The sequence below is a fragment of the Streptomyces sp. NPDC048297 genome (assembly GCF_043201585.1).
Taxonomy (GTDB): Bacteria; Actinomycetota; Actinomycetes; order Streptomycetales; family Streptomycetaceae; genus Streptomyces.
This window is the reverse complement of record NZ_JBICZA010000001.1, coordinates 177251-190691: the sequence shown is the minus strand read 5'-3', so window position 1 is coordinate 190691 and position 13441 is coordinate 177251. Positions and strand designations below refer to the sequence as shown.

At 72.3% G+C, this 13441-nt stretch carries 11 protein-coding genes and 1 pseudogene; 2 read left to right on the top strand and 10 right to left on the bottom strand.

All coding sequences use genetic code 11. From position 1 onward, the window contains the following. Window position 1 precedes the first annotated feature (1 nt). From ACGFYV_RS00820 to infC, 9 genes are all read right to left on the bottom strand, one after another. Window positions 2-1342 carry a transcriptional regulator gene (locus ACGFYV_RS00820; protein ID WP_393876168.1) on the bottom strand — a complete coding sequence of 447 codons (1341 nt, stop codon included), beginning with the start codon at window positions 1340-1342 and terminating at the stop codon, window positions 2-4. A 201-nt stretch (window positions 1343-1543) separates the two neighbouring features. Further along, on the bottom strand, window positions 1544-2614 hold the full coding sequence (locus tag ACGFYV_RS00815) for a PP2C family protein-serine/threonine phosphatase (protein WP_393876167.1): 1071 nt from the start codon (window positions 2612-2614) through the stop codon (window positions 1544-1546). A gap of 356 nt (window positions 2615-2970) precedes the next feature. Continuing rightward, window positions 2971-5493, bottom strand: a complete 2523-nt coding sequence (pheT, locus tag ACGFYV_RS00810) for a phenylalanine--tRNA ligase subunit beta (RefSeq protein WP_393876166.1) — start codon at window positions 5491-5493, stop codon at window positions 2971-2973. Beyond that, window positions 5493-6614, bottom strand: coding sequence for a phenylalanine--tRNA ligase subunit alpha (gene pheS / locus ACGFYV_RS00805; RefSeq protein WP_393876165.1), 1122 nt, complete (start codon window positions 6612-6614; stop codon window positions 5493-5495). The genes pheT and pheS overlap by 1 nt, the downstream gene beginning before the upstream one ends. Before the next feature lie 176 nt (window positions 6615-6790). Next, on the bottom strand, window positions 6791-8065 hold the full coding sequence (locus tag ACGFYV_RS00800; protein WP_393876164.1) for an ATP-binding protein: 1275 nt from the start codon (window positions 8063-8065) through the stop codon (window positions 6791-6793). A gap of 50 nt (window positions 8066-8115) precedes the next feature. Then, the gene (locus ACGFYV_RS00795) at window positions 8116-8976 is read right to left on the bottom strand and encodes a TrmH family RNA methyltransferase (RefSeq protein ID WP_393876163.1); all 861 of its coding nucleotides are present in this window, start codon (window positions 8974-8976) and stop codon (window positions 8116-8118) included. Window positions 8977-9224: 248 nt separating this feature from the next. Further along, on the bottom strand, window positions 9225-9608 hold the full coding sequence (rplT, locus tag ACGFYV_RS00790) for a 50S ribosomal protein L20 (RefSeq protein WP_100825257.1): 384 nt from the start codon (window positions 9606-9608) through the stop codon (window positions 9225-9227). 111 nt (window positions 9609-9719) lie between these two features. Continuing rightward, window positions 9720-9914 carry a 50S ribosomal protein L35 gene (gene rpmI, locus ACGFYV_RS00785; RefSeq protein WP_004933563.1) on the bottom strand — a complete coding sequence of 65 codons (195 nt, stop codon included), beginning with the start codon at window positions 9912-9914 and terminating at the stop codon, window positions 9720-9722. Window positions 9915-10026: 112 nt separating this feature from the next. Continuing rightward, the gene (gene infC / locus ACGFYV_RS00780; protein ID WP_393876162.1) at window positions 10027-10716 is read right to left on the bottom strand and encodes a translation initiation factor IF-3; all 690 of its coding nucleotides are present in this window, start codon (window positions 10714-10716) and stop codon (window positions 10027-10029) included. Window positions 10717-11076: 360 nt separating this feature from the next. On the opposite strand from infC, the gene ACGFYV_RS00775 reads away from it, so the two are divergent. Next, complete coding sequence (locus ACGFYV_RS00775) at window positions 11077-11433, top strand: DUF1844 domain-containing protein (RefSeq protein WP_393876161.1); 357 nt, start codon at window positions 11077-11079, stop codon at window positions 11431-11433. Between the two features lie 77 nt (window positions 11434-11510). Here ACGFYV_RS00775 and ACGFYV_RS00770 read toward each other — a convergent pair whose 3' ends face one another. After that, window positions 11511-12242: an SseB family protein gene (locus ACGFYV_RS00770; protein ID WP_393876377.1), complete on the bottom strand. Its 732-nt coding sequence runs from the start codon at window positions 12240-12242 to the stop codon at window positions 11511-11513. Window positions 12243-12296: 54 nt separating this feature from the next. On the opposite strand from ACGFYV_RS00770, the pseudogene ACGFYV_RS00765 reads away from it, so the two are divergent. Beyond that, a pseudogene (locus ACGFYV_RS00765) lies at window positions 12297-13137 on the top strand (serine hydrolase); the annotation flags it as partial. Window positions 13138-13441: the final 304 nt, after the last annotated feature.

Below are 13441 nucleotides of genomic sequence, written 5' to 3'. Positions count from 1 at the left end.
TCTACAGGGGTACGCGCAGTGCCCCGTCGATGAGTTCCGCGGCCTCGGCGGTCCCGGCCGAGCCGCACCGCACCAGGTACTCGCGCACCGCACGGAGTCTGTCGCGCAGCCGCCGCGACTCCATTCCGCGGGCCTGCTCGGCCATCTGCACGGCCGTGACCACCGCTTTGTCGGCGTTGCCCTGACGCAGTTCGATGGTGCTGAGCATGGCGAGCCGGTGCACCCGGCCCCGGTCGTGCGCGGGGTTGTCGACGGCGGCCGCCGCGTGGTCCCGGGCCGCGGCGAGTTCTCCGAGGCTCAGCAGCGCCTCGGCCACCTGCACGTTGACCAGACCCGGCTGGACGTAGCCCGTCTCGTCCGGCTCGTACCCGCGCCGGATGTGTTCGGCGGCCGTCTCCGCGCGCCGGATGCACGACAACGCGCTGCTGGAATCGCCGAGGTGGGCGTACGCCTTGGCCTGCATGGCGTACAGGTCGGAGGCGAGCGCCGGGGTGATGTGCTTGCCGGCGGCGCGCAGCGCGGCCTCGGCGAAGGCGACGGCCTGCCGGTACTCCCGCATGAACAGCGACTGGTTGACCAGCAGCGCGATGACGTACGCCCCAAGTCCCCGGTCGCCGCTGGCCTTTGCCAGCCGCAGCGCCTGGTGGAAGTAGCGCTGGGCGAGTCCGTGCGCGTCGGAGTCGTAGGCGCAGATGCCCGCGATCGCCACCAACCCGCCGGTCGCGCGGTGCAGTTGACGGCCGGTGGCGTCGGCGTAGCTGCCGCGCAGCAGCGGGGCCGCCTCCGCGTTCAGGAAGCCGACGATCCGGATGCGGGTCGCGATGCCGCCGGTCTTGCGGTACATCTGCTCGTAGTGGGTGCGGGCGGAGCGCAGCATCTCGATGTCGGCCGTGGTGACCCGGTGCCGGCCGCCACGCGAGACGTCCACGTCCTCGGGCGGGTTCTCCCACTCCCACACCGGCATGACGGCGGGGGTGCCGGTGACCGTCGGAGCGCCGAGGACATGCGGGCGCTGCTGCTCGTCGGAGCGCCACAGCGCGGTGGCCCGCTCCACGAAGCCGGACAGCGAGCCGGCGTGCGGGCTGCTCGGCTCGCCGGGCACCCCGAGGCCGATGTCGTCCAGGGTGACCGGCCGGTGCAGCCGGGCCGCGAGCACCTCGCAGATCAGGTCGGGCACCTGGCCGCGTGGCCGCTGGCCCTTCAGCCACCGCGCCACGGCGGTGTGTTCGTACCGCAGCGCGAGGCCCCGCCGACGGCCCGCCTGGTTGACGTGGGCGGCGAGACCGGCGTGCGAGATCCCCGCCTCGTCCAGGATCGCGTCGAGCAGTGTGTTGGGCTGCATGAGGTGCCCCCGAAGTCGCCTGGTCCCGACAGCGTAGTGTGTCCGCTTTCACACGGGGTGTGAACGGAGTGCGCGCATCCGCACCGTGTGCGCACTGTCGCGCACAGTGGCGGGGCCGGTTGACTGAGGTGCCTCCCAAGAGGACGGCCAGGCCGCCGGCTCCCCCTCAGAAAGCGGCGGCTTGGCCCGGGCGGACAGGCCCTAGCAGTGCGTCGTCGGCTGCGGGTCCGTGGGGACCTGGAGTGCGGTTCCCGGTGCTCCTGGGGGGTTGGTGTGGGACCTGCCGCGGTCGTTGCGCAGGACGAGTAGTGCGATGTCGTCCGTCGGCCTGCCTGAGGTGTGGTGCAGGAGGGCCGTGAAGACCGTGCGCAGGATCGACTGCGGCGAGACCGGCAGGTCCCGTACGGCCGCGCTCAGTACTCCGGGCAGGGAGAAGAACCGGCCGTGGGCGTCCCTCGCCTCCTCCGCTCCGTCCGTGAAGAGGACCAGGCACTCGCCCGGGAGCAGTTGTCCGTGCGCTGTGGGCTCGAGTTCGGCGGGGAGCGGGAAGAGGCCCAGGGGCGGGAGCGGGTCGTCGCGGCTGAGGGACGCCACGCTTGCGCCGCTGAGCAGGTACGGCCACGGGTGACCGCAGTTGAGGGCGCGCACCTCGCCGTCCCGGGCGATCTCCAGCAGCAGGAGGGTAACGAACTCCTCGGCGACCGGCGGGCCGGGGTCCTGTCCGCTCGCCGGATGGTCGGCGCGCGAGCGCTCCCGCAGATGGCGGGCGTGGGACCGTTCCAACCGCCTTAGTACACCGGCGAGTTCGGGTTCGTCGTGGGCGGCCTCGCGGAAGCTGCCGAGGAGGGCGGCGACGGTGCCGAAGGCGGCGAGGCCGTGGCCGCGCACATCGCCCATGACGACGCGGACACCGTGTTCGGTGGCGACCGCCTCGTACAGATCGCCGCCGACGACCGCGCCACGCTCGGCCGACACCTGGGCCGCCGCCACGTTCAGCCACTCCAGCCGGGGCGGCAGGGGGCGCAGCAGCACGCTCTGGGCGGCGCCCGCGACCCGCCGGGCCTGGCGCAGTTCACGCAGCAGGGCGCGCCGGGCGTGGCACACGAGTCCCGTGCCGACCGCGAAGAACACGGCGCTGGTGGCGACGCGCGCGCCGAACCCGTTCTGCTGGGCGAGCGGGCAGCCGACCTTGTAGCCGACCGCCACGGCCCCCCAGAGCAGGGGCAGTACGGCGCCCCGCGCGGTGGGTGTCCGTGCCTTGATGCGGATCATGCCTGTGGTCCCCCATCCGGGCCCTGACAGAGCAGACGGACCGACCCCGAAAGGCCGGTCCGATTCTGTCGACAGGCACGGCCCGGAAGGCCCGGATCACCAGGGTTTCCCACCCGATCGAGTGAGCCGTCCCGAGCCGCCCCGCATTTATGCAGCTGAGAGCGTGTCCAACACCGCGTCCACACCGGGTCCAACCCGTGCCCGGCACCGCGTCCACACCGGGTCCACACCGTGCCGGGCACCGCGTCCGACGCCCCTGGGGCGCGGGGGCTGTGTTCCATGTGCGGCTCCGCCACATGGGCGCGGCCGGCCGCGGAAGACCCGCAGCCGGCCGCAGCCAGAACCCCGAACGGCGATCAGCCCCTCAGGACCGCACCCGTCCGCTCGCCCGCCAGGGCGACCGCCGCGTCCCGAGCGGCCGAAGCCTCGTCGACGGTCAGCGTCCGGTCCCCCGCGCGGAAGCGCAACGCGTACGCCAGCGACTTCTTCCCCTCGCCGAGCTGCGCGGCGTTCTCGTACACGTCGAACAGCCTGATGGACTCCAGCAGTTCACCGGCGCCCTCGCGCAGCGCCGCCTCCACCCGCGCCGCCGGGACGGCCCCGTCCACGACGAGGGCGACGTCCTGCGTGGCGACCGGGAACGTGGAGATGCTCGGCGCCTGCGGGACACCGTCGCCGACGGCCGAGACGGCGTCCAGGTCCAGCTCCATCGCGCAGGTGCGCGCGGGCAGGCTCAGCGCCTTGACGACCCGCGGGTGCAGTTCGCCCGCGTGGCCGACGACCTTCTCGGTCCCGTCGGCGACGACGACCAGCTCGGCGCAGCGGCCGGGGTGCCAGGGGCCGTACTGGCCCTTGCGCACGACCAGTTCGGCGCCGGCCTCGCGTGCGACGACCCGGGCGGCCTCGACCGCGTCGGACCAGTCGGCCGGGCGGCCCGCGCCCCACCAGCCGGCCTGCTCGCGGGCGCCCGTGAGGACGACGGCGACGTGGCGCGGCTGCTCGGGCAGCGCGGCGTTCAGCTCGGCGAGCTGCTCGTCGGTGGGACGGCCGACGACGGACAGGTGCCCGGCGACGCGCCGCTCCTCGCCCGGCTGGAAGACCAGACCGGTCTCGAACAGGGCCAGGTCGTGCGAGCCCCGGCCGTCGTTGCGGCGCAGGGCGCCCAGCAGGCCCGGCAGCAGGGTCGTACGGAGCGCGGGCTCCTCGTCGCTCAGCGGGTTGGTCAGCTTGACGACACGGCGGGCCGGGTCGTCGGCCTCCAGGACGAGCTGGTCGAAGACCTGCTCGGCGACGAACGGGTAGTTCAGCGCCTCGACGTAGCCCTCGCCGGCCAGGGCCCGGCCGACGCGGCGGTGCAGCCGCTGGCGGTGGGTCAGGCCGCGGCCGGAGGGCGGCTTGGGCAGCGTGGAGGGCAGGTTCTCGTAGCCCTCCAGACGGATGACCTCTTCGGCGAGGTCGTTCGCCTCCAGGAGGTCGGGGCGCCACGACGGGACGGTGACGATCAGCTCGTCCTGCCCGTAGACGTCGCAGCCGATCTCCTGCAGCCGGCGGACGACGGTCTCGCGGCCGTAGACCACGCCCGCGACCTTGTCCGGGTGGTTCGCCGGGACGGTGATCGTGTGCGGCGTGGCGGGGGCGCTGACCTCGGTGACACCGGCCTCGGCCGTGCCACCCGCGAGCAGGACCAGCAGGTCCACGGTGCGCTGCGCGGCGGCAGCGGCGGCCTGCGGGTCGACGCCCCGCTCGAAGCGGCGGGAGGCCTCGGAGGACAGCTTGTGCCGGCGGGCCGTGCGGGCGATCGCGACCTCGTCGAAGTGGGCGGCCTCGATGACCACGCCGGTCGTGGCGTTCGCCCCGTTCCCGGTGTCGTCGTGGTCGGCGATCTCCGTGTTGGCACCGCCCATCACGCCGGCGAGGCCGATGGGGCCGCGCTCGTCGGTGATGACCAGGTCCTCGGCGTGCAGCTTCCGCTCCACGCCGTCGAGGGTGACGAGCTTCTCGCCCTCCTCGGCCCGGCGCACGCCGATGGTGCCCTGGACCAGGCTCCGGTCGTAGGCGTGCAGGGGCTGGCCCAGCTCCATCATCACGTAGTTCGTGACGTCGACGGCGAGCGAGATCGGGCGCATGCCGACCTTCTGCAGCCGGCGCTGCAGCCAGATCGGGGAGCGCGCCTCGGGGCTCAGGCCGGTGACGGTGCGCGCGGTGAAGCGGTCGCAGCCGGCCGGGTCGAAGACCTGGACCGGGTAGCCGAAGGCGTTCGGGGCGGGCACGTCGAGCAGGGCCGGGTCGCGCAGCGGCAGGCCGTAGCCGATGGCGGTCTCGCGGGCGACGCCGCGGATGGACAGGCAGTCGCCGCGGTTGGCGGTGACGGCGATGTCCAGGACCTCGTCGACCAGCTCCAGCAGCTCGATGGCGTCCTTGCCGACCTCGGTCTCCGGCGGCAGCACGATGATGCCGTGGGTGCCGTCGTCGCCCATGCCCAGCTCGTCGGTCGAGCAGATCATGCCGTGGGACGTCTTGCCGTAGGTCTTGCGGGCGGCGATGGAGAAGCCGCCGGGGAGGGTGGCGCCGGGCAGGACGACGACGACCTTGTCGCCGACCGCGAAGTTGCGGGCGCCGCAGACGATCTCCTGGGGCTCACCGGTGCCGTTGGCCTCGCCAACGTCGACGGTGCAGAAGCGGATCGGCTTCTTGAAGCCCTCCAGCTCCTCGATGGTCAGCACCTGGCCGACGACCAGCGGGCCCTTGAGGTCGGCGCCGAGCTGCTCGACGGTCTCGACCTCCAGGCCTGCCGAAATGAGCTTGGCCTGGACGTCGCGGCCGGTCTCCGTCGCCGACAGGTCGACGTACTCCCGCAGCCAAGAAAGCGGGACCCGCATCAGATCTCCATCCCGAACGGCCGGGTGAACCGGACGTCACCCTCGACCATGTCTCGCATGTCTTCGACGTTGTGGCGGAACATCAGCATCCGCTCGATGCCGAACCCGAAGGCGAAGCCGCTGTACTTCTCCGGGTCGACGCCGCAGGAGGCCAGCACCCGCGGGTTGACCATGCCGCAGCCGCCCAGCTCGATCCAGCCCTCGCTGGAGCAGGTGCGGCAGGGCCGGTCGGGGTTGCCGACGGACTCGCCACGGCAGACGTAGCAGACCATGTCCATCTCGGCGGACGGCTCGGTGAAGGGGAAGAAGTTCGGGCGCAGCCGGGTCTTCATGCCCTCGCCGAACAGCGACTGGACCATGTGGTCCAGGGTGCCCTTGAGGTCGGCCATGGTCAGGCCCTCGTCCACCGCGAGCAGCTCGACCTGGTGGAAGACCGGGGTGTGCGTGGCGTCCAGCTCGTCCGTGCGGTACACACGGCCGGGGCAGATCACGTAGACCGGCAGCTCACGGTCGAACAGAGAGCGGATCTGGACCGGCGACGTGTGCGTGCGCAGGACGACACCGGACTCGGTGCCGCCCTCGGGGCCCTGCACGAAGAACGTGTCGGCCTCGCCGCGGGCCGGGTGGTCCGGGCCGATGTTGAGGGCGTCGAAGTTGAACCACTCGGCCTCGACCTCGGGGCCCTCGGCGACCTCGTAGCCCATGGCCACGAAGACGTCCTCGATGCGCTCCGAGAGCGTGGTCAGCGGGTGGCGGGCGCCGGCCGGTACGCGGTCGAACGGGAGCGTGACGTCCACGTCCTCCTCGACCAGCACGCGGGCGTCCCGCTCGGCCTCCAGCTCGCCCTGGCGGGCGGCGAGGCCCTTGTTCACGGCGCCGCGCGCCATGCCGACGCGCTTGCCGGCGTCGGCCTTGGCGTGCGGGGGCAGGGCGCCGATCTCGCGGTTGGCCAACGACAGCGGGGAGGCCGGGCCGGTGTGGGCGACCTTCGCCTCGTGGAGCGCGTCGAGGGAGTCCGCGGCGGCGAAGGCGGCGAGCGCCTCGTCCCGCATGCGCTCGATCTCTTCCGGTTTCAACGCCTCGACCTCTACAGGGTCGTACGACTTATTCGGTGCCGACATCTCTTCCCGTGCTTCCGATCTGGCTGGCTGAAGGTCCCCACCAGCGACTGTGAGACTCGCTGAGACTCCCTGCGGGCCGCGTGCAGGACACAAAGGTGCCAAAGGCCGAGTCTAACGGGGTGGAGGTGTGCGCAGAGCCCGCGGGCCGTCGGGCCCACCCGTCTCCCGCCGCCGCCCTACCCGACCCTTCGGGGCAATTCGAACTCAAACGCCGGTGCGGCCACGGGCAGCGTGAACCGGAACTCGGCGCCGCCGCCGGGGCCGCGGCCGACCGTGATGACGCCGCTGTGGGCCTCGACGATGCCCTTGACGATGTACAGCCCGAGCCCCGTGCCACCGCGCTTGCTGCCCCGCCAGAAGCGGGTGAAGACGCGGTTCATGGATTCCTCCGGGATGCCGGGCCCTTCGTCGCTCACCGTGACCGATGTGCCGGTTTCCTCGCCTTCGCGCGGGGACGCCGAGGGCGTGACGTCAATGGTGACCGTTCCCTCGCCGTGCCGCACGGCATTTTCCATGAGGTTGCTGAGCACCTGGTCGACCTTGTCGGGGTCGGCCCACAGGGCGGGCAGCGGCTGCTCGATGCGCAGCAGGAAGCGGTCGGCGGGCTGTCCGGCGGCGACGTAGGCCTGGATGTGCCGGCCGACGGCCGCGCCGATGTCGACGGGCTGGCGGCGCACCTCCAGGCGTCCGCTGTCGATGCGGGAGATGTCGAGCAGCTCGGCGATGAGCCGGGTGACGCGGTCGGCGTCGGCGTCGACGGTCTCCAGCATCAGCCGCTTCTGGTCGTCGGTGAAGCGTTCCCACTTGGCGAGGAGCGTGGCGGTGAAGCCCTTGACGGAGGTCAGCGGGGAACGCAACTCGTGGGCGACGGTGGCGATCAGCTCGGCGTGGCTGCGTTCGGTGCGGCGCCGGGCCTCGGTGTCCCGGAGCGTGACGACGACCCGGACGACCGGCCCGAGGGGTTCGGCGCGCACGTAGCGGGCGGAGACGAGCACTTCCCGGCCGCCGGGCAGCAGCAGGTTGCGCTCGGGCTGCCGTACCCGGATCGCGAGGCCGCCGTAGGGGTCGGTGAGCTGCCACCAGCGCCGGCCCTCCAGGTCCTCCAGGGGCAGGGCCTTCTCCAGGTGCTCGCCGAGGGCGTCGGCGGCGGGGACGGCGGTGATGCGTGCGGCGGCGGCGTTGAAGCAGACGACGCGGCCCTGCTCGTCGGCGACGACAAGGCCGTCGGGCAGCTGGTCGGGGTCGATGCCGAAGCCGGTATCGAGGCCGGTAGCGAAGCCGCTTCCGGGGCCGGTGCCGGGGCTGGTCTCCGGATCGGTCCCGGGGCCGGAACCGAAACCACTCCCGGGACTGCTCTCCGGGTCGGTCCCGGCGGCGTCGACGGGCCGGGGCGCGGGTGTGCGGCGCACGTCCCGTCCGTCCGGCGCGGTGCTCGTGCCGACGCCACTCATCCCCGTACCCCACCTCTCAGCCGGCGCAGGGCCCCGAGTTCGTCACCCTACTAGCTGGCGGTGACGGAGCGGCACCCTCCGGAGGCGCGCTGTGCACGGGCCGACGCGTACAGACATACGGCGGCGGCGGTAGCGAGGTTCAGGCTCTCGGCCCTGCCGTGGATGGGGACGCGTACGACGGCGTCGGCGAGGGCGCGGGTCTCCTCGGGGAGCCCCCAGGCCTCGTTGCCGAACACCCAGGCGGTCGGCCCGCCCATGGCGCCCTTGTCGAGTTCCTCGTCGAGGTCGCGGTCACCGGCGCCGTCGGCGGCGAGGATGCGCACCCCGGCGTCCTTCAGACCTTGCACGGCCCGCTCGACGGGCACGCCCACGGCGACGGGCAGATGGAACAGGGAGCCGACGGAGGCGCGGACGGCCTTGGGGTTGTACAGGTCCACGGAGGCGTCGGTGAGGATCACGGCCTCGGCGCCCGCGGCGTCGGCGCAGCGCAGCACGGTGCCGGCGTTGCCGGGGTCGCGGACGTGGGCGAGCACGGCGACCAGCCGGGGCCGGGCGGCGAGGACGTCCTCGAACGGCGTGTCCAGGAACCGGCAGACCCCGACGAGCCCCTGCGGGGTGACGGTGGTGGAGATGTCGGCGATGACCTCCTCGGAGGCGAGGTGCACACGCGCGCCCGCGCTGCGGGCCTCCCCCACGATGTCGGCGTACCGCTCCGCGGCCTCGACCGTGGCGAACAGCTCCACGAGGGTGGCGCCGTCCTCGACCCGGTGCCCGGCGGCCTCCCGCACGGCCTGCGGCCCCTCCGCGAGAAACAGCCGGTCCTTCCCCCTGAAGTTCCGCTTGGCGAGCCGCCGCGCAGCACTCACACGCGTAGACCGGGGAGAAATCAGCTCGGGGCTGACGGGGGGCATCCTCTTCTTCACCTTCAGGAGAATTTCGGTGTGCATGTCTTGGGCCGAACAACAGTTTCACTCGCCGACACCGGCGACCACAGCTCCCCAGGGGCGCGGGGCGCTGTCGATTTGCGGCTCCGCCGCGTGGGCGCGATCAGCCCCCACCGGCCCGCAGCCGAAACGAGAGCCGAGGGCCCCAACGGCAGGACCCGCAAGCCATGAAGCCTGCGGGTCCTCAATCACTTCGGCCTAAGCCCAGCGCAGCGTCACGCGGCCTTGGGCGCGTTGACGTCCGCCGGCAGCGCCTTCTGCGCGGCCTCGACCAGCGCCGCGAAGGCACCGGCGTCGTTGACGGCCAGCTCGGCCAGGATCTTGCGGTCGACCTCGATGTTCGCGGCCTTCAGACCCTGGATGAAGCGGTTGTACGTGATGCCGTTGGCGCGGGCAGCGGCGTTGATGCGCTGGATCCACAGCTGACGGAAGTCGCCCTTGCGCTTCTTGCGGTCGTTGTAGTTGTAGACCAGCGAGTGGGTGACCTGCTCCTTGGCCTTGCGGTACAGGCGCGAACGCTGACCGCGGTAGCCGGAGGCCTGCTCGAGGATCGCCCGGCGCTTCTTGTGGGCGTTCACTGCCCGCTTGACGCGTGCCACTTTTTTAACTCCTTGTAGCGGGGCCGTGGAGTGGACTCAGACTCACACGACCCGGAAACGTTATGGGTCCCGGTCCTGACGTTCGGCGCTCACGGGTGAGCACCGCTCACGTCACTTGCCGAGAAGCTTCTTGATCTTCGCGGCGTCGCCCGGGGCCATCTCGGCGTTGCCGGTCAGGCGGCGCGTCACGCGGGACGACTTGTGCTCGAGCAGGTGGCGCTTGCCGGCGCGCTCGCGGAGCACCTTGCCGGAGCCGGTGACCTTGAAGCGCTTGCTGGCACCGCTGTGCGACTTGTTCTTCGGCATAGCGCCGTTATCTCCTCGTCGGTGGCGCTCCGGTGCCCGGTCGTGAAACCGGGCACAGGGGGAGCGTCGCTCTTTTGTCGGTTACATCCTTGGGGACTCGCGTCCCTGGGGATCACGCCTCGGCGGAAGCCTCGGCAGGGGCCTCGGCGGCCTCGGGCTCCGCGGCGTAGTCGGCGTCCGCGGCGTTCTGCGAGCGGCCGGGGTTGGCCTTCGCCTCCGCCTTGCGGGCTTCCTGCGCCTGACGGGCCTCGGCCATCGCCTCGGTCTTCTTCTTGTGCGGACCGAGGACCATGATCATGTTGCGTCCGTCCTGCTTCGGGTTCGACTCCACGAAGCCGAGGTCCTGGACGTCCTCCGCGAGACGCTGCAGCAGTCGGTAGCCCAGCTCGGGGCGGGACTGCTCGCGGCCACGGAACATGATCGTGATCTTGACCTTGTCGCCCTGCTTGAGGAACCGGACGACGTGACCCTTCTTGGTGTCATAGTCGTGCGGGTCGATCTTCGGCCGGAGCTTCATCTCCTTGATGACCGTGTGCGCCTGGTTCTTGCGCGCCTCACGGGCCTTCATGGCCGACTCGTACTTGAACTTCCCGTAGTCCATGAGCTTGCACACGGGCGGACGGGCGTTCGCCGCGACCTCGACCAGGTCCAGGTCGTACTCCTGCGCAAGCTCCAGTGCCTTGGCCAGCGGGACGATGCCCACCTGCTCGCCACTGGGACCGACAAGTCGCACCTCGGGAACGCGAATCCGGTCGTTGATGCGGGGCTCGGCGCTGATGGATCCTCCTCGGTAGCACCACACGGCGGTCTGGCGGACAGCCGCGTAACGTCTGTGTTCGTGAGACCTAACCGCGCCGAAGCATGAAAAATGCCCCGGACGATCACAGGCGGGGCTCCTCGAACTACCGGAACACCGCCGCATGACGCGGGGCGTGCTTTCGGACGGACAGCCGCCGCCTGGGCGACGCATCCGTCTGACCGGTGACCTGCCGTCCCTAAGGATGGTCAGGTGGGAGTTCGAAGCCTCCACTTGTGGGCCGGAGCGCTCGCCGTGAGGCATGCTGGTCCGGCCGGTCGTCACACAAGGTTAGCAGCTCCGGGCAGGAACGGCTAACCGAGGGCAACTGGGGCACGGACGTCCCCGGCGCCTATGGTGTGCGGTATGAGTGAGACCCCTCCTGAGAACGCCGACTTCGACGCGATGACCCGGGACATCGCCGAGGTCCCCGCCGTCGAGGTGATCGTGACGGTCGCCGTCAATCTGATGAGCGCCGCCGCGGTGAAACTCGGGCTGAGCGAGGAGGGCGAGAAGTACAAGGACCTGGACGAGGCCCGCAAGCTGATCACCGCGCTCGCCGGTCTGCTGGACGCGAGCACGACCGAGATCAGCTCCTTCCACGCGGCGCCGCTGCGCGACGGTCTGAAGTCGCTGCAGCTGGCGTTCCGCGAGGCCTCGATCGTCCCGGACGAGCCGGGCCACGGCCCCGGCGAGAAGTACACGGGCCCGGTCTACGGCTAGTCCCTACGACCGGTCCCCGTGACCGGTCCCCACGACTGGTCCTACGACCGGTCCCCACGACTCAGCCGCTCCCCCGCTCACCCGCGCACGAACAAGGGCTCGCCCGGAGGCGTGGTCCCGGCCGGCAGCAGTGCCAGGTCGAGGCCGCGCACCAGGCGGGCCCTCAGTGTTTCGTCGGCGGCCAGGCGCTCGGCGACCGCGCGGGCGGCCTCGGCGGGCCGGCCGGCCGGGTCGAGGACGAGCGCGAGGATGCCGTCGGCCTCGCCGGGGCCCAGGTGGGCGCGGAGCACGGCCGGTTCGGCGGCCACCGCACGGCGGACGGCATCGGCGACGGCCGGGTCGGTCAGCGGGTCGGTGCTGGTGCGGCCCTCGGCGAGCGCGAGCAGCGCGGGGCCGGTCAGCTCGAAGGGCACCGGCCCGGCCAGGTCCAGCACCACGGTGTCCGCCTTCTCGTGCGCGGCGGCCTGCAGCGCCTGGTGCAGCGGTACGGCGACGGGCCGGGCCGCCGGGTCCCAGCGGGCCAGGGAGTCGGTGGAGGTGAAGGCGGGCAGGGCGGTGCGGCCGGCGGCCTTGAGGGTGGGGACGGCCATGTCGCTGGTCTTCTCGCGGCGCAGCCCCTTCTCGTCCTCCTCGACCTCGCCGAGCACGGCGACGACGGGGACGAGGAGCCGGGCGCCCTTCAGCGCCTCCAGGACGGGACCCAGGGCACCGCGGTCCTCGGCCCAGGCGGCGAGCGCGGCGCTCAGCCGGGGGTCCGCGGAGCCGTCGTCGTCGGAGAAGCCGGGGTCGGGAATGTTCTTGTTCGCCACGGTCACCGACCCTACCTTCACGGCGGTCTCAGGATTCCCTGACCTGGACGGGTCCGCGCGCACGCCGGTGCGTACGCCGTATCGTCGGCGGCGTCGCCGTCGGCCACCCCCCTCGGGCCGGGCGGCCGAGGAGGCATCGGTGGAACCCGTGACGGAGCCCTCGCCTTCGGCGGTGGACCGGCAGGCGCTGCTGAGTGAGGCGATGAAGGCGGTACGGGTGCCGGCGGGGGCGCGGGTGTCGGTGGCGGTGCTGGATCCGGACTCCGGGGCCGGCGCGGTCTTCGGGGACGCGGCGTTCGACACGGCGAGCATCGTCAAGGTCGACATCCTGGCCGCGCTGCTGCTGCGGGCGCAGGACGCGGGGCGGCGGCTGACGGAGGCGGAGAAGGCGTACGCCGCGAAGATGATCGAGAGCAGCGACAACGCCTCCGCCTCGGCGCTGTGGCGGGCGATCGGGCGGGCCGCGGGCCTCGACGCGGCGAACGAGCGGTTCGGGCTCACGGCGACGTCGGGGGGCGACGGTGAGCTGTGGGGGCTGACGCAGACCACGGCCGCGGACCAACTGGTTCTGCTGCGGCAGGTGTTCGGGCAGGACTCGGTCCTGGACGCGGCGTCCCGGGCGTACGTCCAGGGCTTGATGGAGCGGGTGGAGGCCGATCAGCGGTGGGGGATCTCGGCTGCGGCCGACGGGGGCTCCTGCGCGTTGAAGAACGGGTGGCTGCCGCGGAGCACGACCGGGCTGTGGGACGTGAACAGCATCGGGCGCGTGAGGGTGGACGGGACCGCGTATCTGGTGGCCGTGCTGTCCGAGGGGACGGTGAGCCAGGCGGAGGGCCGCGCGCTGGTGGAGGCCGCCGCGAGGGCGGCGGTGTCCGCGGTCGCCTCCGCGCCGTAAGGCACAGAGGCGGAGGCGGGGGCGTGCGCGGTCGCGCCGCAGGAGGCCGAGGCGGGGCGTGCGCGTGCGCACCGCAGGAGGCCGAGGCAGGGCGTGCGCGTGCGCACCGCAGGAAGCCGAGGCAGGGCATGCGCGTGCGCACCGCAGGAAGCCGAGGCAGGGCATGCGCGTGCGCACCGCAGGAAGCCGAGGCAGGGCATGCGCGTGCGCACCGCAGGAGGCCGAGGCAGGGCATGCGCGTGCGCCGGCTCGCCGTGGCTCGTCGCGCGGTCCCCCGCGCCCCTCAGCGAGTCGCCCCGCGCCC

Coding starts and splice junctions, on each gene's coding strand:
- rpmI (WP_004933563.1), bottom strand. CDS start 9,914: ATGCCGAAGAACAAGTCGCACAGCGGTGCCAGCAAGCGCTTCAAGGTC.
- ACGFYV_RS00775 (WP_393876161.1), top strand. CDS start 11,077: ATGAGTGAGACCCCTCCTGAGAACGCCGACTTCGACGCGATGACCCGG.
- pheT (WP_393876166.1), bottom strand. CDS start 5,493: ATGCGGGTCCCGCTTTCTTGGCTGCGGGAGTACGTCGACCTGTCGGCG.
- ACGFYV_RS00820 (WP_393876168.1), bottom strand. CDS start 1,342: ATGCAGCCCAACACACTGCTCGACGCGATCCTGGACGAGGCGGGGATC.
- ACGFYV_RS00795 (WP_393876163.1), bottom strand. CDS start 8,976: ATGCCCCCCGTCAGCCCCGAGCTGATTTCTCCCCGGTCTACGCGTGTG.
- ACGFYV_RS00815 (WP_393876167.1), bottom strand. CDS start 2,614: ATGATCCGCATCAAGGCACGGACACCCACCGCGCGGGGCGCCGTACTG.
- ACGFYV_RS00800 (WP_393876164.1), bottom strand. CDS start 8,065: ATGAGTGGCGTCGGCACGAGCACCGCGCCGGACGGACGGGACGTGCGC.
- pheS (WP_393876165.1), bottom strand. CDS start 6,614: ATGTCGGCACCGAATAAGTCGTACGACCCTGTAGAGGTCGAGGCGTTG.